The following is a 20935-nucleotide window of genomic DNA, read 5'->3' on the forward strand; positions in this document are numbered from 1 at the left end:
AAGAATTGCGTACGAAATTAGGAGGAAAGTAAATGAAAAATAAGAAGTGGCATCTAATTTCAGTTCTGTCGATCGCGTTCATCATTTTTACACTTTTCTTTTATTTAAAGACGGAGGCAAAAATAGTATTAAAAGCCGAAGACAATAAGAAAGATTTCAATTACCAATCGAAAACAGACGCAATACCTCCAGCAGTAACGGATCAAACGGTTCTTTCAAAATATAACTTGATCACAAACTGGGAAGGGTATACGACCTATTTGAGTGGTTCTTGGGTTCTGCATAATACTTGGAATGGAACAACATCTCAGGATCTCCTTACTGTTGCGGGATTGAGTGCGTCAGCAAGTGCTGAAAAAGTAAGAATTAAAATTAATGGGAATAACGGGAATGCTGGTCTTGTAAAAACAACAATTCATACAATACCTGGTCACTACTATCAACTTTCGACTCAAATGGCTGCAAGTGCTTATGCTGGAGATGTGGCAAGATATGCTCTGGATTGGTTATCAAATTCAGATGTAAATAATCCAGTGTCTGTTTATTCAGATTATAGTATATTAAAAGATCGGAAATTCGGACCTACAAGTGTTTCAAAGATTGTTCAAGCGACTACGAGTGAAATGAGTCTTGTGTTTAGTATTAGAGCATTGTCATCTTTTTACTCATCAGCAAATTTGTCTAACCTATCCATCGTTGATTTAAACCAAGGAATTGTGGAATCTAGAGAGAGTCTTGAAGCGTTATTTACAGATAGTACGCATACTGAACTGAAATTATCTACGACACAAGAAGAAATCAATAAAACAAAAAAATTGATTGACACAGTGGTTCACATTTCGATAAATGCTGAATTAACAAAAGAACTTGCAAAAGCTCAAGCATTGTTGGATAAAATTACTATGACCTTAACGATACCAACTGATTTAGTAAATGATCCTAAAAATGAGCAAAGTCACACAATCACAGGGAAAACGTATCCTAACTCATTTGTTCAATTCTCTGGCATAACAGATTTCCCAGAAGGAACACTAATTTCGGAAGTTACTGGTGATGCAAGGAAATATCAAATACGTGCGGATAATGAAGGTAATTTTAGTTACTCTTTACCAAAAGATAAATATTTTAGAGAATATGAAACAGTTACTGTTTTCAGCATGTTACGAGGGAAAACAGCTTCTCAGGTACGTGTCATTAAAGATATCGTACCACCGGAAAAACCAACGCTGAATCCAATCAAGGATAATGATGGAACGATTTTTGGGAAGGCTGAAGCAAGCTCAACAGTTACTATCTATGATAAGGCAGATAAAACGGTATTTTTGAGTGGAAAAGCAGATGTAAACGGTCAGTTTTCAATTACAGTTCCAACAGCTAAAAAGCCGATGGTTCCGTATAAAACGTATTATATTACATCAACCGATGCAGCGGGAAATGTTAGTGTTGCGTCAGATTCACAAGTTGTAGCAGACACAACACCACCGAAAGCAGAAGCGATTAGGCAAGCGTTAACTTTGGGAGATCTGCTCCCAACAACAGAAAAAATGCTTAAAAATATCTATGACAATGCGGGGATTGGGTCAGATAATTTAACGATAAAAATGACGAAAGTGCCAGATATCTCAAAAACGGGGTATAAGACAGCTGAAATCACTTTGACTGACAAAGCAGGTAATATTTCAGTTGTAGTTGTTCCGATAACTGTTAAAGATGAGTCAACCTTAATGGACAGTAATCATCTTCTTAAAGCGTATGATTTTTCTGTATTAGCGATTGATTTGCCAGAAACTGCTGAGGAACAAAAGAAATTTGTTCTAAAACATGGACAAGTAGAAGCTTGGGACCTCTCTTTAGGTCAGATGATCAACGAAAAACTGACTTATAATCAAGGGACTTTAAAAAAACAACCTGGTGTTTATACAATTACTGTTACAATTGGGCGCTTAACGAGAACATTTAAAGTGACTCTATTAGAAGGAAGCTTGGCTTTTGATAAAACAGTAGACAAACTATCATTTGGTACTCAGACTATCAGATCAAAAGAACAGTTTGTTTCTTCTGAAAATAAGTTAAGTATTTCTATAAATGATACTCGATTTAAGCTAAATAAGTGGCGTTTAATGGCAAAAATGGAGCATCCGCTTAAAACAAAAGAGGGTATTACTTCAGCGAGTGGTTTACTTTATCGTTCATATGCCTCAGGTGAGGCTGTAGATACGAAACTTAATGAACTAGATACGACAATTTACGAACCCAATAAACTTAGTAATGGTCTTATCCAAGTAGATTTTACGCGAGATAAAGAAAAAGAAGTAATCCTCAATGTTTTACCGGGAAGTGTTCGATCAGATAAAGAATACAGGACCCAAATAATGTGGACGCTTGAGAATGGACCATGATGAAAGGGGAGGAGAAATGGAAAGATTACTCAATTTTAAATCCTATAATGCATTTAAAAGATTGCGCATGAAGTAGGAGGGAAGAGGATGAATAAAAAAAAATTTTACCCTATCTTAATGCTAACTATTTTACTAGTTGTTTTTGTCATTTTCTTTTATCTAAATATGGAAGCAAAAACAGTATTGAAAGCAGAAGAGGATAAGAAAAATGTTAATTACCAAACAAAGACTGAAGAAATCCCGCCAGAAGTAACAGACGAAAAAGTTCTTTCAAAGTATAATTTGATCACACAGTGGGATGGGTATACGGCCTATAGGAGTAATCCTTGGAAGCTGAATAGCACTTGGAATGGAACAACTTCTATCTATCTTATAAGTGATAGAAGTTTGAGCGCAGAAGCTTCTCCTGCTAGTTTAAAATTCTATATCGATGGGACTATATCTGATTCCGGACGTGTAAAAACTACCATTCGTACAATTCCTGGACATTATTATCAACTTTCAACTCAAATGACTGCGAGTGCTTATGCTGGAAGAGTTGCAAGATATGCTCTAGATTGGTTATCGAATTCAGATGTGAATAATCCAGTATCTGTCTATCCGACCTACAGTGAGCTAATCGATCGCAGATTTGGTCCTACAGCTGTGAAAAAGATTGTTCAAGCGACGACAAATGAAATGACTCTTGTTTTTAGTATAGTCTCATTGTCAGGGGTTTATTCTGCAGCAAATTTGTCTAACCTATCCATCGTTGATTTAAACCAAGGAATTGTGGAATCTAGAGAGAGTCTTGAAGCGTTATTTACTGATAGCACGCATACTGAACTGAAATTATCTACGACGCAAGAAGAAATCAATAAAACAAAAAAATTAATTGACACAGTGGTTCATATTTCGATAAATGCTGAATTAACAAAAGAACTTGCAAAAGCTCAAGCATTGTTGGATAAAATTACCATGAACTTAACGATACCAACTGATTTAGTAAATGATCCTAAAAATGAGCAAAGTCACACAATCACAGGGAAAACGTATCCTAACTCATTTGTTCAATTCTCTGGTATAACGGATTTCCCAGAAGGAACACTGATTTCAGAAGTTACTGGTGATGCAAGGAAGTATCAAATACGTGCGGATAATGAAGGTAATTTTAGTTACTCTTTACCAAAAGATAAATATTTTAGAGAATATGAAACAGTCACTGTTTTTAGCATGTTACGAGGGAAAACTGCTTCTCAGGTACGTGTTATTAAAGATATCGTACCGCCAGAAAAACCAACGCTGAATCCAATCAAGGATAATGATGGAACGATTTTTGGGAAGGCTGAAGCAAGCTCAACAGTTACTATCTATGATAAGGCAGATAAAACAGTATTTTTGAGTGGAAAAGCAGATGTAAACGGTCAGTTTTCAATTACAGTTCCAACAGCTAAAAAGCCGATGGTTCCGTATAAAACGTATTATATTACATCAACCGATGCAGCGGGAAATGTTAGTGTTGCGTCAGATTCACAAGTTGTAGCAGACACAACACCACCGAAAGCAGAAGCGATTAGGCAAGCGTTAACTTTGGGAGATCTGCTCCCAACAACAGAAAAAATGCTTAAAAATATCTATGACAATGCGGGAATTGGGTCAGATAATTTAACGATAAAAATGACAAAAGTGCCAGATATCTCAAAAACGGGGTATAAGACAGCTGAAATCACTTTGACTGACAAAGCAGGTAATGTTTCAGTTGTAGTTGTTCCGATAACTGTTAAAGATGAGTCAACGCTTATTGATGATAAATATCTTCTCAAGGCTTATGATTTTTCAGCGTTAGCTATAGATTTGCCGGGTTCAACTGCTGAGAGACTAAAATTTATATTGAAGCATGGACAAGCAGAGGCTTGGGATTTGGTATCAGGTCAGGAAGTTAATGGTCTAAGCTCTTACAATCTAGGTTTGTTACAGAAAAAGCCAGGGGTTTATCCTGTTACCATCACTTTGGGCAATCTGAGTAGAACATTTAAAGTGACTCTATTAGAAGGAAGCTTGGCTTTTGATAAAACAGTAGACAAACTATCATTTGGTACTCAGACTATCAGATCAAAAGAACAGTTTGTTTCTTCTGAAAATAAGTTAAGTATTTCTATAAATGATACTCGATTTAAGCTAAATAAGTGGCGTTTAATGGCAAAAATGGAGCATCCGCTTAAAACAAAAGAGGGTATTACTTCAGCGAGTGGCTTACTTTATCGTTCTTATGAATCGGGAAAAGTTGTAGATACTAAGTTGAATGAAGTGGATATTCCGATTTACGAGCCAAGCAAACTTAATAATGGTCTTATCCAAGTAGATTTTACGCGAGATAAAGAAAAAGAAGTAATCCTCAATGTTTTGCCGGGAAGTGTTCGATCGGATAAAGAGTACAGGACCCAAATAATGTGGACGCTTGAGAATGGACCATGATGAAAGGGGAGAGAAATGAAGAAAATTATAAGATCGATTATTATTTTTCTGACTCTATTGTTAGGGGGAATTTGTTTTGAAACAATCGTAGTTTTTGCTAATGGAGCAACGGGTAATAAATCTGAAGCGGAAATTTCCTATACTGAAAACACAGAGGTCACACCGCCAATAGACCCGTTTCATCCTGATGAATCAATGGACGTCATCTCGCCAATACCTGTTCCACCAGGTACTGCAGGCCCTTTAAGTGTAGATTTTGCACCTCATATTATTTTTGGGACACAGGACGGATCACAAAAAAATGATATTTACTACGCTAAGTTAACAAGGTTGAGAAAAATAAGTGATGATTCAGAAGAAGAAGTACCCAATTTCCTTCAACTAACAGATAATCGAGGAAAAAATTCTGGATGGCGATTAACAGTCAAACAAAATGGACAACTTAAAAATGGTCTGCACACCTTGAGAGGCGCTGAAATAACCTTGAAAAACATTAGGTTATTCTCACCAAATAATGGAGAGAAGCCTATTGTTACAAAAAATGTACAGTTGGATCCCGAAAGTGAAGAGTCGACTGAGATGTCTAAATCATCAGAAACCACCGGTAAAGGAACTTGGCTTATTATGTTTGGAAAAGATGTAGAAGAAAGTAGAACAAGCATACAAGTCAGTGTTCCGGGAACAACTGAAAAAAAGAAAGGTAACTATACAACTTCCCTAACTTGGGAGTTGATTGATACACCAATCTAAAACCAAAGGAGAAAAAAACATGATATTGAAAAAGAACTTAGCACTAACTACAACAGGAATAGTAACATTTGCAGGTTTATTACTTGGGACACCAGCAGCTTTTGCTGAGACGACAAGTGAAAGTGAAGTAAAACCACCAATGACAATTAAGGATCCAGCGAGATCAGAAGCTGAAATTACTTTTGAGCAAAATGAAACAGAAATCACACCGCCAATTGGACCTGGTGGCGAAGAGCTTGAAAAACCAGGCGAAGGCGATACTGGTATGGTTGGACCGTTGACGATTGATTATATTACAAAAATTAATTTTGGTCCGGTTAAGGTGTCTGGTAATAAGGCAACTTACTTTGCAGAATTAGCTCAAATCAAATTAAAAGATATTGCAGAACCCAAAAAGGTCCCGAACTTCGTTCAAGTTACTGATAACCGAGGCTCAAATGCTGGTTGGCAATTGCAACTTAAACAAGATTCGCAATTCCAAGCGAAAGACAAAAATAATAATGTTTCTGTACTGACTGGAGCTGAGTTGACTTTTGATAATCCTACATTGAAGTCTGCTCAAAAAGGACCAGAGTTTGCTCCGTTAGGAATCAAACAAAAACTTGTTCCAGGGGCTGCTGCAGTATCTGTAGTTAACGCTCCAGCTGGTAAAGGGATGGGAACTTGGCACTATACATTAGGTGATACGGATGAACAAGGCGCGAAAAGTGTTTCATTATTTATTCCCGGTGATACTGCAAAGTTAACAAATGTAGCTTATAAAACAGTACTAACTTGGACATTAGTTGATGGACCAGACCAATCAAACGTAAATCTAAACGAAGTACCATAAAGATCAAATGATTACAGAGAACAATTAAGCAATTGAAAAAACAGTTTTAAAAAAAGAGAAAAGAGGATTTTTATTATGAAAAAGACAAAAACAATCGCTTCAGCACTATTAATTAGCACATTCATTCTAGGGGCAGCTTCACCTGCGTTTGCTGATCAAGTTGCAGCGCCTATGACAGATGCAACAGTAAAATTTGAATCAGAATCACAAGATGCAGATAACGGCGGAAATACAATAGATCCGACCAATCCTGATGGAAATGGTGTGAAACCTGATACAGGTGAAGGTTCTGTAGGAACAAAAGGACCTTTGAGAATTGATTTCGCACCGAACTTTAAGTTCAGTACGGTAACAATGTCCGGGAATGCGGCACAATACCACCCACTATATCCAAAAGTAAGTGTATTAGACGAGGCTGGTAATGTTGCAGAACCTTTACAAGCGAAGTATGTTCCTCACTATGTACAAGTAACAGATAACAGAGGAACAAACGAAGGGTGGGAGCTGACTGTATCAGCTACTCCATTTAAAGGAACTGTAGTAGACACAAATGCAGATTTGAAGGCGACTTTAACATTAGGTCAATCAGAATTTTCTACAGCAGTAAAACCTGTTGATGGTAAGGACTTCAAGCCGTCTACATTAAATACAAATGTGACTCTAACAGATAGTCCTAAACCTCTTGTTGTAGCTAAGAAAGATGAAGGAATGGGTTCTTGGGCAACAGTATTCGGAAAAGATGCAACGGGTTCATTAACAGTTGAGGATAGAAACCCTAATATCACACTTAATGTTCCTGCTGATTCTAAGAAAAATCCTAAAGAAGAATACAAGTCTACTATTACATGGACGCTTTCAACTACACCGACAGCAACCAAATAAACAGATTAATATGAACAATCATTGCAGCAACAGAATGTTACTGTTGTTGCAATGATTAATTTTTACATAAAAATAATACAACAACATAAATTCAAACATAAGTAAGTTGGGAGAAATTAGTAATGAATAAACGAATAATATCAGTATTACTTTTGATCATCATGATAGGTTTTATTCCCCTTAAAGCTTCAGCACAAGACGGAACGATGAATTTCTCCGTAACGGCGGTCATTCCTGATAATCAAATAGATAAAACAAAAACATATTTTGATTTAAAAATGAAGCCTGGTCAAGTTCAGGAATTAGAAGTTTTGATGAATAACCCTTTAGATGAAGAAGTTACAGTAGAAAATCATGCTAATACAGCAATTACAAACGATAATGGAATTGTTGATTATAGTAATGCAGATCCTAAATTAGATGAAACACTTAAAGCGCCTTTTTCCGTCATTAGTGAGGTGGAAAAAGAAACAACGATTCCAGCAAAAAGCTCAAAAACATTGAAAATAAAAGTGACGATGCCGGATGAAGAATTAGATGGCGTGATTTTAGGAGGGCTTCATTTTACTGAAAAGGAAGATAAAGAAAAGGAAGATAAAGAAAACTCTGGCGTGCAGATCAAAAATAGATTTGCTTTTGCAATTGGTGTATTGATCAGACAAAATGACAATGTTGTTAAACCAGACTTAAAGTTAGGTAAGATCCAACCTTCACAAGTCAATTATAGAAACGTTCTGAAAGCGAATATTCAAAATACACAACCCGTAATCATCCAGGATATGGAAGTGGATGTTCGTGTAACAAAAAAAGGCAGCAAAGAAACATTATTTGAACAGAAAAAAACTGGAGTACGTATGGCACCCAATTCCAACTTTAACTTTGGAATCAGTTGGCAAAATCAGGAATTCAAAGCAGGAAAATATACGCTGCATATGAATGTCGCTAGTGGGGAAGAAAAATGGAAATGGTCAAAAGATTTTGAAATTAGCCAAAAAGAAGCGCAAGAGCTTAATGAAAAAGCTGTTGAACTAAAAGTAGATTATACAAAATGGTACATTATTGGTGGTATAGCTGGAGTTGTACTATTGATGTTGCTAACATTTGGATTAAGTCAATATATTAATAAAAGAAGAAGACTTAAACGAAAAAGATTAAAAGCGGAAGCTGCTAAGAGAAGAAGAAAAAAAACAAATAGTAAAAAACGTAACAAAAACAATGATAATAGAAAATGATAGATAAGTAGATAGACTGAGCATTAACAAATTTAATATATAGGGGAAATGTAATATGTACAATATAGGCTATTTTTCATTAAGAACACCTCAAAATGATTACTATAAAACTTTGGATTTAGATCAACAATGCTCACTTGAACTAATTGAAGAATTTTGTTTAGATGATTTAGATGGACTAGACGTTCTTATAATAGAAGAAAGTGTCGAACTTAATTTTACAAACATATGTGAATGGTTATTGGAAATAAGAAAAATTTCTGATATTTATATTCTTATCTTAGCGGATGAAGAGCAAATGGTCTTTACTTCTCGAATGGTTTATTTAAAACTGGGAGCAGATGGTATTTTCACAGAAGAAGCAGATGAGCTAGATTTAATTGTAAAAAACATTTTGAAAAGAATCAAAAAAGAGACGATTAAGAAAAAAGATAAAGAATCTTCTTTCGAAATAATACCAGAGAAATCATGTGTACTAGTGAATAAAAAACAAGAAGTTGATTTGACTAGACAAGAATTCTTAGCGTTGACGATTTTATATAAAAATAAAAATCAAACAGTAACTTATGAAGATATATATAAAGGTGTATGGTCTAAAAGTACTGGAGAAGTACAAAAAAATCGTGTGTGTAATCTAGTATCACATGTGAGAAAGAAATTTGCTGATTTAAAGAATTCACCAGTGCAAGTTAAAACAATACGCTCAATTGGATATATTCTGGATACTTCTTTTACGGAGAAAGAAGTATAAACCCTAAGATCGAGTAAAAATAGTGTACTAAAAAAGATCGTACAAGTTCGAATAGAATTTGTACGATCTTTCTCTATTAATAAAGCTCAACCCCAGAAACATCATGTAATAATGAATCCATAGGTTCAATATTAAAATTATATGAACGATAACGAAATAGGTGATTTAATAGAATAAAGGCAGAAATTTCCGTAAATAAGAACAGTTTTAACGATGCAATTGAAAGACTAAGTAGAGAAATTGCTAGAAATAAGATTATAAATAAGGAAAATAAACGCTTGATTTGATTGGTGTTTGAAATTACTATTTCCTTAGTATCAGAGTGTACTTTGATTTTTTGAGAAAACCGGAATAGACCTTCTCTAAATTCGATTGTGTCACCGATTTCAACATCTATTTCAGTCGTAATATTATTAAATAATCGTCCCTGTTTTACACCATTTTTATATACGATGAAATGACGAACGCATCCCCATGTTGTTTGTCGTTTTAAATTTATTTTCATCATAACCACCTCCTAAGACTATTTTCACATAATCAAAGGATTAAGGAATCAAACAAAAGGCTGATTTATTCTGAAATTTTTATCCTGCTAAAGTCGTAGTTAAAGTTGAAAAATACACTGAAAGAATTGAACTGGACGAATATAATAGCTGCATTCCCGTCCAGTTATAAATTATTCTTGTTCTAAAGGTGGTAAATAAGTATATTCTGCTATACTAGCAGCATGTGTACCAGCTACATATCCAGTGACGAAGGCCGCAGTAACGTTATATCCGCCTGTATAGCCATTAATATCTAGCAACTCACCTGCGAAAAACAAACCATTGACTAATTTACTTTCCATTGTTTTAGGTTGGATTTCCTTCAACGAAATTCCTCCGCCAGTGACAAAAGACTTTTCAATAGGTAGTGTTTTGGATGCTTTGATTTTAAAAGACTTTAAGAAGTGTGTCAGTTGATCGATTTGTTGTTCTAAGACTTGTTTTGATTGGCAGTCAGATAAGCTTGTCTTGGTTAAGATGAAATCTAATAGTCGTTCTGGAACAAGATTTTTCAACGCATTTTTTAGTGATTTTTCGGGTTGTTCTAAGAGCTTCTTCTGTATCTCGTTTTTCAGTTCAAAAACAGTTTTTTGAGGGAAAATATCAAGTTGTAAAGAAACTGGTTTCTGTTCATTTTTAACTAATTCTTGATTAATAAAACTTGAACATCTTAAAGCTGCTGGACCGGAGATACCAAAATGAGTAAACAAAAGATCCATCTGGTGCTCTACTATTATTTTTCCTTTGCTATTTAAAACTGAAAGAGAAATGTCTTGAAGTGAAAGGCCCTGTAATGTTTTTTCTTTGATAAAGTCATCATCAGAAATTATTGGAGATTCGGTTGCATATAGCGGGCTGATGGTGTGTCCTAATCTTTTTGCTAGCTTATAGCCATCTCCAGTTGAACCAGTGGAAGGATACGTTCGGCCACCAGTCGTTAAAATCACACAAGTAGCATAGATTTTCTCATGCTCTAAGGCAACTCCAATAACTTGATCATCTTTATGGAGGATTTTTTCGACTTTTGCTTCTGTATAGATGGTTACTCCAAGTTGTTCCAACTGATTAAATAATGTTTCGACTATCGTTTTTGAGCGGTCTGTGACTGGGAACATTCGGCCATGATCTTCTTCTTTCAAATGAGTTCCATTTGATTCGAAAAACTCCATAATATCATAATTGTTAAATTGTGAAAAAGCACTATATAAAAATTTCCCATTTCCAGGGATATGTGCGATGATCTCATCGGCAGGTCGGTTATTGGTCACATTACAACGACCACCGCCAGTCAACAAGAGTTTTTTCCCGACACGTTTGTTTTTTTCTATTAATAATGTATTACTGCCTGATTTTGCGGAAGCAATTGCAGCCATCATGCCACTAGTACCAGCTCCGACAATAATCACGTCGAATAATTTCATAAATTCTCCTCCAATTCAATGGTAGTTTAACACAATTTTCAAAACTTTTTCTACTTTTTTTTCAATTCACAGTAAAAAATTGTGGAAATTTTCAGAATTTAGGTTAAAATAGGATTATAACGATGAGAGGGTGATTAAATGGAAGCAAAACAGTACGTGGAAGAGATTCAAAAGAAGATTCATGAAAACGATCGAGGGCAAGTGGAATACTTGCAAGCTGTCGATGAATTTTTACCAACGGTTGAAGTATTTTTAAAAGAAAATCCAGCATTCATTGAAGCCAATATTTTAGGTATTCTAATCGAGCCAGAGAGAATTTTACAGTTTAGAGTTCCTTGGCAAGATGATCAAGGAAATTGGCAAGTCAACCGTGGATACCGTGTCCAGTATAATTCTGCGATTGGACCTTACAAAGGTGGCCTACGTTTTCATCCTAGCGTGAATTTAAGTGTAATGAAATTTTTAGCTTTTGAACAAATTTTTAAAAACAGCTTGACTGGTCTGCCAATTGGTGGGGGTAAAGGTGGCAGTGATTTCGATCCTAAAGGGAAATCAGACGCTGAAGTCATGCGGTTTTGTCAAAGCTTTATGACAGAACTACAAAAACATATTGGCCCAAGCACAGATGTACCAGCCGGGGATATTGGTGTTGGTGCTAGAGAAATCGGATACTTATTCGGTATGTATAAACGTCTAAGAAATTACGATGCAGGTGTTTTAACAGGAAAACCATTAGGTTACTGGGGAAGTCAAGCTCGTACTGAAGCAACTGGTTACGGGTGCGTTTATTTTGTTAAACATCTTCTGAAAGATTTAAATGATTCATTTGAAGGAAAGAAAGTCGTTGTTTCTGGTAGTGGCAATGTGTCTATCTATGCAATGGAAAAAGCCAAAGAATTAGGTGCAACAGTTCTTACTTGCTCTGATTCAAATGGATTTATTTATGATCCTAATGGTATTGATGTTGAATTAGTCAAAGAACTGAAAGAAAAAAATCGTGAACGTATTTCTAAGTATGTTGAAACACATAAAGAAGCGACGTATCATGATGGTCAATCAGTTTGGGATTTTGAAGTAGCGTATGACATCGCGCTACCTTGTGCAACTCAAAATGAAATCAATGAAAAACAAGCACATATTTTAGTCAAAAATGGTGGGAAAGTGGTAGCAGAAGGTGCGAATATGCCATGTACATTAGACGCTGTTGAAATCCTTGATAAAGCTGGCGTATTGTATTGCCCAGGCAAAGCAGCGAATGCTGGTGGTGTAGCAGTTTCTGCTTTAGAAATGAGTCAAAATTCAGAGCGCTTATCTTGGTCATTTGAAAAAGTAGACGGTATGTTGGATGATATCATGAAGAATATTTATGAAACATGTCGTGATACAGCAAATAAATACGATGCAACAAATAATTTTGTCTTAGGGGCAAATGTTGCAGGCTTTGAAAAAGTAGCACGAGCTATGCTAAGCCAAGGTTTAGTATAATCATTTATCAGTATTTTTTTGTAAACTAAATAGATATTACATGTATAAATTTAAAGCTTTGTTCAAAATTCAGTTGAGCAAAGCTTTTTTATGAATCAAAAAACGATCATTATTAGAGAACTAAATGGTTTTAATTTGGTGTAAAATAAAGGTAGGCTTTAAGGAGGTATGTTTATTGTTAAAGAAAAAAAAGAACTTATTACTAGGGATAGTTCTTTTCCTACTTTTTTTTCCTAATTTATGTATCGGTTTATCTAAGAATGAAAAGCATAGTTTTAAAGTAGAAGCAGCAGAGCAGCAGAATCTGCTAAAAAGTACAGAATGGGCTGGCTATATAAATACATCTGGTTTTCCGTCACCTAGTGGTGGGAAATTAACCTCTACATTGAGTACTCTTGGAAATGGCTTTGGCCTTGCAAATGAAGAAATGGTTTATTTGCGAAAAAAAGGCAAAATTTTAAATGATGGAGCAATTGCTGGCAGACAGAGTGTAACGCTGGTAAAAGGAAGGTATTATCAATTTACAACCCAACTTGAGACGGGTTCGTCTGATGATGAACTAAAAATAGCTACCGTAATTATAAGTATAACTGGAGAACATCTCAGAGAAACCTTCTATAAGGATATGAATAATCAGTCTAATAAACGGGTTAATGTCAAAATAACTTTTGCGGCCACTGATATCGATCCGTATGTTGATTTTTCTGTTTACGCCCTGAATAGAGAGTTGCGTGATACGCAATGGTTGTCTGTTCAAATGACGAAACCTACACTTGTTGATATAACCGAAGAAGTTTTACGTATCGAAGCAGACATTGATGCATTATTTACAAGTAAAGCGCAAACAGAACTTAAATTATCAGTCACGCAGAAAGAAATCACTAATTTAAAAAATAAACTGGCTGAGTATAAGAAGCTTTTAAACGCGACAACTGCTTCAAGATTAGATACAAAACTAGCCAACGCTCAAAAGCTTTTAGATGCGGTCGTTCTAAACTTAACTATAGAAAATATCGTGAATAATCCACAAGATAATCATAGTCATACCATCATTGGAAAAGCGTACCCCAATTCATTTTTACGTTTTTCTGGAAATTCTTCTATACCAGAAGGTAGCTTAAGTTCTGGAGTTGATACAGACACAACAAAATACCACATACGTGCGGATGCAAAGGGGAATTTTAACTATACCTTGCCAGAAGGGAACTTTTTTGAGTATGGTGAAACAATAACGATCAATAATAGTTTACATGGTAAAAAGTTTTCTTTATTGAAACCAGTATTAGATACAATTCCACCGGCACAGCCTATTTTGGACAGTTTAAAAGATACTAGCTCAACTTTTACTGGTGAAGCAGAAAGCAACGCTGAAATCAAAATTTACGATGCAGCAAAAGATACATTGCTTACGCTTGGAAAAGTTGGAGGAGATGGACATTTTTCAATAGCTATACCAGAAAATCAACAACCATTAATTCCATATCAAAAATATTACGCTACAGCGATGGATGCATCAGGAAATGTCAGCGAAAAATCCGTTATTCAAAATGTTGAAGATACGCTACCGCCTAATGCTGATCCTGTTAAACAGATGCTGAATTTGGGTGAAGCATTGCCTGAGACCACAACCCTTTTTACAAACCTAGTTGACAATGCTGGTAGTGCAGATGTAACGGTAACATTGACAAAGCAACCAGATATTTCAAAAGTTGGTTATTCAACAGCAGAAGTTACTTTGGTAGATAAGGCGAAAAATACTACAGTCATTGTCATTCCTATTTTTGTAAAGGATGAGCATACCATCAGCGACGGAAAGTATATGTTTTATGCAACTGATTTTTCTATTCTGACGATCGATTATCCTGTGCAAACAATTGAACAGAGGTCTTCGTTATTAAAAAATAGTCAGGCTGGTTTATGGGATTTGACAACTGGAGAAAATAAACTATTAGATGTAGCCATTGATAATCGTCTTGTAACCAGGGAACCTGGAACTTATGATGTTGAGTTTCGATTTGACTCAATGGTCAAAAAAATCAAAGCGACCTTTCTTCCAGGGAGTTTAGCATTTGAAAAGGTAACAGAGACTATTTCATTTGGTACACCAACTATCCAATCTAACATTCAATCGGTTGCACCAGAAAAGAGTATTGATTTCTTGATTGATGATACTCGCTTTAAGACAGATATCTGGCGACTAGTAGCAAAATTAAGTCAGCCACTACAAACGAATAATGGTGAAATAACACCAAGTACAATTATTTTGAACAAAAAAAATGCTAGTGGAGAAGTAATAAAACAACTATTAAGCGATCAAATGACAACAGAGCTATATGATAATAAAGAATTGACGAACGGGAAATTTTCTGTGAAATTTAATGAAACAGAAAATCAGGAACTTCGTTTAGACGTTTTACCCGGGAGTGTTCGGTCAAATGAACTATATCGAACGCAAATCATTTGGTTATTAGAGAATGGGCCCTAGGAACTTAAACAAGAGGAATCCGTTTCTGCTAATATCCGATACTCGGTTTTGTAGTAAAATGCTAGAAATGGATAGTGTTTTTGGATAAGATTTTATTGATACTTTGACTTCCTTTATTGATTGGTTATGACCAACTTAATAGAGCAGAGGTCAAGGTATTTTCGTATTTATTCTATACTAATAAAGGGAATTGTATAGGAAAATAGTTGCTCGAATGGTCTAATCTTAAGTTTGGTCTAGTTTAGAGGAAGTCTTAATTAGTATTATTTAGTAATATAATTAGTCTAATTAAAAGGAATATTATTAAAAATGGTACAGACGCTCATAATTTGCTTGAAAAATGTTCAAAAAGAACGTAAAGTAGAGACTGTACTAAGTTTAATTTCAAGGAGGAGAAGGAATGTCGCACATTCAATTTGATTATTCCAATTTAACACCATTTGTTGCTGATCATGAATTGGAATACATGCAGACACAAGTGACTGCAGTAGACAAAGCATTAAGAGAAGGAACTGGAGCCGGAAGTGACTTTACTGGTTGGATCGATCTACCGGAAAATTATGATAAAGATGAATTTGCCCGCATCAAAAAAGCGGCTGAAAAAATCCAATCTGATTCAGACGTTTTAGTTGTAATTGGTATTGGTGGTTCTTACTTAGGTGCAAGAGCAGCGATTGAATTTTTACACCATTCATTTAATAATTTGTTACCAGCAGACGAAAGAAAAGCACCTCAAGTTTTCTTCGCTGGAAATAGTATCAGTTCAACTTACTTAGCTGACTTGATTAATGTTATTGGTGATCGTGACTTCTCAGTAAATGTAATTTCTAAATCAGGCACAACAACAGAGCCGGCTATTGCATTTAGAGTATTTAAAGAATTATTGATCAAAAAATATGGTAAAGAAGAAGCAAATAAACGTATCTACGCAACAACAGACCGTTCTAAAGGCGCTGTGAAAGTTGAAGCGGATGCTGAAGGTTGGGAAACGTTTGTTATTCCTGATGATGTTGGTGGACGTTTCACTGTATTGACGCCAGTTGGGTTATTACCGATTGCAGTTAGCGGTGGTGATATTGATGCGTTAATGACAGGTGCCAATGATGCACGTAAAGAATATGCATCAACAACTGATTTAAGCAAAAACCAAGCATATCAATATGCTGCGTTAAGAAATATCTTATACCGCAAAGGTAAAACAACAGAAATGTTGATCAACTACGAACCAGGAATGCACTATTTTTCTGAATGGTGGAAACAACTATTTGGTGAATCAGAAGGAAAAGATCAAAAGGGGATTTTCCCAGCAGCAGCAGATTTTTCTACCGATTTACACTCAATGGGACAATATGTTCAAGATGGTATGCGTAACTTGTTTGAAACAGTTGTTAAAGTTGACACACCGCGTCATGTTGTTTCGATTCCGGAACTTGCTGAAGATTTAGATGGCTTAGGATATTTACAAGGGAAAGAAATTGATTTTGTGAATACTAAAGCCTTTGAGGGTACGTTACTTGCACACACAGATGGTGGAGTACCAAATATGATTGTTAAAATTCCAGCGATGGATGCTTACTCATTAGGCTATGTTATGTACTTCTTTGAAATTGCTGTCGGCATTTCAGGTTATTTGAATGGTGTGAACCCATTTGACCAGGAAGGTGTAGAAGCATACAAGAAAAATATGTTTGCCTTACTTGGCAAACCAGGCTTTGAAGATTTAGCGAAAGAATTGAACGCTCGTCTGTAATATAGTTTTTTTCACTAGGTTTTAAGCAAAAAATACCGCCAACAGTTTTTGATGCTGTTGGCGGTATTTTTTTGCTAGGGTTTATTTAGGCTTAAACAAAAAGGTCTGGATACAAGAAAATAATTCAAACCAAGTTAGCTCGTCATAAACATCCGAAAGATAGAAAACTTTTTGATCCCTTTGAGTGGACCTGGATTCAAAACAGTCGGTAATTACTAGTTCAGCATTTTCAATGCTATCAATAAAACGTAGTGTCTTAGGATTAAAAATAGTATGTAATCTATTTTTAATATAAACCATTCCAAGGTTATTTCTAGAGTATTGAATATAGACAGAAATAGAAGGAAGCAGAAATGTTTCTGTTAAAACGGTCAATAAGACGAGCATGCCACGATCAAATGAAGGTGGAACAGCAAAGTTAGGCTTAATTTCTTGAAATTTTTTGTAAAACGCTTGAACTTTTGGATTTTCCTTAATAGATAATGAGTTTTGTGATTCTTGTTTAAAAGCTGCTCTGAAAAATTGAACTGGGCTGATTGAAAAGTAAGTTGCTTGAATCAATCCAATAAGGACGTAGTAGAAGATGATCGCTTTTTGCTCTTTTCCCATAGAACTATTTGGATAAAAGAATTTTTCATACTCTTCAACTAAGGAGTCACAATCTTTGATTAAAATGAGGGACCTTGGGATTGAATCATAGAGATCAATTTGATCCTGTAAGGTATCTATCTCAGAAATATAGCATCTACATATTAAATTGAAAAATAAAATTTCATCCTCTGATGCTAAAAAGGGTTCAACAAGTTTGGTAATATCATTTGCTGTTGCAAAATTTTTGGACAGTTCTTTGATTTTTTTTGGTAACCGAATGGGATGTTTTGTTTGTCTAACCATGAATAGGCCCACCATAAATTCTAAACGTTTAATGACTGATTCTGAATAATTTTTTTCTAAGTCAGTAAAGTCAACACAAGCTGAAAAGTGTTTCATATTTTCAAAATCAAAAGACCATGTAATACCTCGATAAGTGCCCCAAAAAAAATAGAAATTAAGCATTCTTATATACTTTTCTTTTCCTTGGAAATTCGTTGTAGGATGGAAAACAATTTTCAAAGGATAACGCTTCAATTCTTCGTTGAGAGCGGTAATGTTTTTATAAAGATGGGAAGGACTGACAAACAATTTCTCTGCTAGATCTTCAACTGAATTATAATGGTTCAACAGAAGCTCTAAAATAATCTTGAAATGTAGTGATTGTTCCAAGTAGTTCAGTCTTAACCTTATCGATAAATAATCTGTATTATGATCAGATTGATTTTGAATAAGATAACCACCAATTCGCTTCTCTAATACGATGTTTTCAAGGTTATCGCTATTATTAATATCCATAGCTAATTCGTCAAAGTAGCGTTTCAGCGTACTCAAAGAAACGTCAAGAAAATATTGTAAATAGGAAAAAGATATTTCTTCGTTTTCTCTATAAAGAAGTTCAGTGAAAAGTTCTACTTTCTTTTTACTTTTTTCGTTTAATAGGATTTCCATTTCATCAATCCTTTTTCTATTTTTCCCAAATTATAGAAACAGAATGAATTAAAGTCAAATTATTTGAGTATTATCACATATAACAGTGATTATTTATTTTTTTAATATCAAATAATTCGCTTGATTGATTGAGGGAAAGTACAAAAATAGTGCGAAGCTCAATTGAGTTTCGCACTATTTTTATTTAAAGTCATCATCTTTGGGATATGGGAGAACATGTAATGCATAATCCTCTTCTGGATTTTCATCAGGTATAGATTCTTGATAATCCTGATTTTCTGATTCATTTACTTGTTTAAAACTATCTTGATGTGTTGAATCAGTTTGAACGGAATTTATTGATTGATCCGATGTAGTACTACTGTTCTGAGCCAATCGTATCCTAGCCGCTTCTTCTGCTTGAAGTGTTTTTTTATGACGTGATTGCTTATTCCCACTTGTAAAAGTTAGATAAATAATCAAAGCGATCATAATAATCGTTAGTATAATTAAACCAATAAACATGCCAAATGAGATAAACATGGTGGTCATCCTCCTTCGTTGATCCTGTATTTCTTTAGTTTATCAAAAGTTACGTGTACAGTCATCTATTTTTCTTGTATATTAGAAATTAAGTTTGATTATTTTAAAAACCAAACGAATGAATTGGTAGAATAGGAGAAAAAAGTATGAACACATTGGACGCAATGCGCTATTTAAAAAGTAAAAAGTGGATTGATTTAAGTCATGAGTTACATGACAGAATTCCACGATTTAGTGCGTTTAAAGCTTCTCAGGAGAAAACTTTATTTAAAATCAAAGACGATGGTTTTTTTGCAAAAGAGTACACATTTCCAACTCAGTATAGTACACATATTGATGCACCTATACATTTTGCTAAAGAGAAACGTTATCTACATGAATTAGAACTAAAAGAGCTGGTATTGCCATTATATGTCATTCATAAGGAAACTGCTGTCAATACAAACCATGATTATTGTGTAACTGTCCAAGACATTTTAGATTTTGAAACAGAGTTTGGTCCGATTCCTAGAGAGTCTTTCGTTGCATTTGCAAGCGGCTGGTCTAATCGTTGGGAATCGGAGGAAAAATATTATAATCGGGATTTAGACGGTAATTCGCATACACCAGGTTGGAGTTTAGAAGCTCTGAAGTACCTTAATGAAGTCCGCGATGTCACAGCGATCGGTCACGAAACTTTAGATACGGACAGTGCAGTAGACTTCAGAAAAAATAAAGGACTATTTGGTGAATACTATTGGTTAAAGCAAAACAAATACCAAGTTGAAGTGATGTGTAATTTAGATCAGGTTCCATCAGTTGGCAGCGTTATTTTGACTAGTTTTCCTAATGTATTGAATGCTCCAGGATTTCCTGTCCGGTCATTTGCAATACTACCAGATTAAGTAAGGTGTGAGTATGCGAAAAAGCATACAGAATTTAATTGCTATATAGGCTGATCATTGGTAGAATAATATTTGTATGGTAAATATTACAAAATGATTTTAATTCTAAGTTGTATGATGACAGGATTAGTAATCGTCTTTTACTTTAGTAAAAACGAATATATATGCCAATGTTATTTTTGACTATATAGATAACTGATTTGTCCTTTTCGTACAGCTTTACGAGGAGGGCATTTTTTTGAAAGTAAGTATCTTTTCGACTTGTGTTGTTGACTTGCTATTTCCTAATGTAGGTCAGGCAATGGTGGAGGTTTTAGAGCGTTTAGGGTGTGAGACATCATTCCCAGATAATCAAACTTGTTGTGGTCAACCGACTTATAATAGTGGCTATGTTGAAGAAAGCTACACCACGTTAAAAAATCAACTTGATTGTTTCGAGGATGCAGAATATGTAGTCGGACCAGCGGGGTCTTGTGTAGGCATGTTAAGAGAGTATAAGCACTTCTTGAAAGATGATCCTATATACGGGCCAAAGGCTGAAGCACTAGCAATTAAGTCATTCGAATTTAGTCAATTTCTCTATCGGGTGCTAGGCGTGAATGATGTTGGTGCAACGTTGAATGCTAAGGCAACTTACCATAGATCCTGCCACATGACGAGAATTCTGAAGGAGCGAGAAGCGCCATTTGTCTTATTAGATCATGTTGAAGGGTTAGAAATGCTGCCATTAAATCATATCGAGAACTGTTGTGGGTTTGGAGGAACATTCTCGGTTAAAATGCCGGAAATCTCTGAACAAATGGTCACTGAAAAAATGAATGACGTGATCGATACTAAGGCAGAAATTTTGATCAGCGCAGATATGGGGTGTTTGATGAATATCGGCGGTAAATTCAATCGAGATGGTAAAAAAATAAAAATAATGCACATTGCAGAAGTTCTAAATCATCAAGTGAATAAAACACGTATGGATCAACCAAAAAGAATGACAGTCATCTAGG

The 20935-nt window shown here is 35.1% G+C and carries 16 protein-coding genes; 12 read left to right on the forward strand and 4 right to left on the reverse strand.

Annotated elements, in window-relative coordinates; all coding sequences use genetic code 11:
• Window positions 1-32 precede the first annotated feature (32 nt).
• The 7 genes from AC4BB5_RS08770 (at window position 33) to AC4BB5_RS08800 (ending at window position 9300) form a co-directional block, all read left to right on the forward strand.
• Window positions 33-2399: an Ig-like domain-containing protein gene (locus tag AC4BB5_RS08770; protein WP_490458955.1), complete on the forward strand. Its 2367-nt coding sequence runs from the start codon at window positions 33-35 to the stop codon at window positions 2397-2399.
• An 87-nt stretch (window positions 2400-2486) separates the two neighbouring features.
• Entirely contained in the window at window positions 2487-4853 is a 2367-nt protein-coding gene (locus tag AC4BB5_RS08775; protein ID WP_490458956.1) for an Ig-like domain-containing protein, read from the forward strand.
• Between the two features lie 15 nt (window positions 4854-4868).
• Window positions 4869-5603 carry a WxL domain-containing protein gene (locus AC4BB5_RS08780; protein WP_490458957.1) on the forward strand — a complete coding sequence of 245 codons (735 nt, stop codon included), beginning with the start codon at window positions 4869-4871 and terminating at the stop codon, window positions 5601-5603.
• Between the two features lie 19 nt (window positions 5604-5622).
• On the forward strand, window positions 5623-6435 hold the full coding sequence (locus AC4BB5_RS08785; RefSeq protein ID WP_490458958.1) for a WxL domain-containing protein: 813 nt from the start codon (window positions 5623-5625) through the stop codon (window positions 6433-6435).
• 75 nt (window positions 6436-6510) lie between these two features.
• A complete protein-coding gene (locus AC4BB5_RS08790; RefSeq protein WP_490458959.1) occupies window positions 6511-7317 on the forward strand; it encodes a WxL domain-containing protein in 807 nt (268 codons plus the stop codon).
• Window positions 7318-7439: 122 nt separating this feature from the next.
• On the forward strand, window positions 7440-8549 hold the full coding sequence (locus AC4BB5_RS08795) for a WxLIP family cell surface protein (protein WP_490458960.1): 1110 nt from the start codon (window positions 7440-7442) through the stop codon (window positions 8547-8549).
• Between the two features lie 55 nt (window positions 8550-8604).
• Entirely contained in the window at window positions 8605-9300 is a 696-nt protein-coding gene (locus tag AC4BB5_RS08800) for a winged helix-turn-helix domain-containing protein (RefSeq protein ID WP_490458961.1), read from the forward strand.
• A gap of 76 nt (window positions 9301-9376) precedes the next feature.
• Here the strand turns inward: AC4BB5_RS08800 and AC4BB5_RS08805 are convergent, their stop codons facing one another.
• Together AC4BB5_RS08805 and AC4BB5_RS08810 are read right to left on the reverse strand one after the other, a co-directional pair.
• Entirely contained in the window at window positions 9377-9808 is a 432-nt protein-coding gene (locus tag AC4BB5_RS08805) for a hypothetical protein (RefSeq protein WP_490458962.1), read from the reverse strand.
• Window positions 9809-9976: 168 nt separating this feature from the next.
• A complete protein-coding gene (locus AC4BB5_RS08810) occupies window positions 9977-11266 on the reverse strand; it encodes a BaiN/RdsA family NAD(P)/FAD-dependent oxidoreductase (protein ID WP_490458963.1) in 1290 nt (429 codons plus the stop codon).
• Between the two features lie 138 nt (window positions 11267-11404).
• On the opposite strand from AC4BB5_RS08810, the gene gdhA reads away from it, so the two are divergent.
• The 3 genes from gdhA to AC4BB5_RS08825 all read left to right on the forward strand — a co-directional run bounded on the left by gdhA (window position 11405) and on the right by AC4BB5_RS08825 (window position 16986).
• Entirely contained in the window at window positions 11405-12751 is a 1347-nt protein-coding gene (gene gdhA / locus AC4BB5_RS08815) for an NADP-specific glutamate dehydrogenase (RefSeq protein ID WP_490458964.1), read from the forward strand.
• 175 nt (window positions 12752-12926) lie between these two features.
• Window positions 12927-15236: an Ig-like domain-containing protein gene (locus AC4BB5_RS08820; protein ID WP_490458965.1), complete on the forward strand. Its 2310-nt coding sequence runs from the start codon at window positions 12927-12929 to the stop codon at window positions 15234-15236.
• Between the two features lie 400 nt (window positions 15237-15636).
• Window positions 15637-16986 (forward strand): glucose-6-phosphate isomerase, encoded by a 1350-nt coding sequence (locus AC4BB5_RS08825; RefSeq protein ID WP_490458966.1) that lies wholly within the window; start codon window positions 15637-15639, stop codon window positions 16984-16986.
• Window positions 16987-17067: 81 nt separating this feature from the next.
• On the opposite strand, the gene AC4BB5_RS08830 is transcribed toward AC4BB5_RS08825, so the two are convergent.
• Together AC4BB5_RS08830 and AC4BB5_RS08835 are read right to left on the reverse strand one after the other, a co-directional pair.
• On the reverse strand, window positions 17068-18528 hold the full coding sequence (locus tag AC4BB5_RS08830; protein ID WP_490458967.1) for a helix-turn-helix domain-containing protein: 1461 nt from the start codon (window positions 18526-18528) through the stop codon (window positions 17068-17070).
• Between the two features lie 180 nt (window positions 18529-18708).
• Window positions 18709-19050: a hypothetical protein gene (locus tag AC4BB5_RS08835; RefSeq protein ID WP_490458968.1), complete on the reverse strand. Its 342-nt coding sequence runs from the start codon at window positions 19048-19050 to the stop codon at window positions 18709-18711.
• A gap of 146 nt (window positions 19051-19196) precedes the next feature.
• On the opposite strand from AC4BB5_RS08835, the gene AC4BB5_RS08840 reads away from it, so the two are divergent.
• Both AC4BB5_RS08840 and AC4BB5_RS08845 read left to right on the forward strand, forming a co-directional pair.
• Window positions 19197-19934, forward strand: a complete 738-nt coding sequence (locus tag AC4BB5_RS08840) for a cyclase family protein (protein WP_490458969.1) — start codon at window positions 19197-19199, stop codon at window positions 19932-19934.
• A 238-nt stretch (window positions 19935-20172) separates the two neighbouring features.
• Window positions 20173-20934 carry a (Fe-S)-binding protein gene (locus AC4BB5_RS08845; protein WP_490458970.1) on the forward strand — a complete coding sequence of 254 codons (762 nt, stop codon included), beginning with the start codon at window positions 20173-20175 and terminating at the stop codon, window positions 20932-20934.
• The last annotated feature ends 1 nt before the right edge of the window (window position 20935 follow it).

The sequence above is a fragment of the Enterococcus sp. AMC1252 genome (assembly GCF_058216515.1).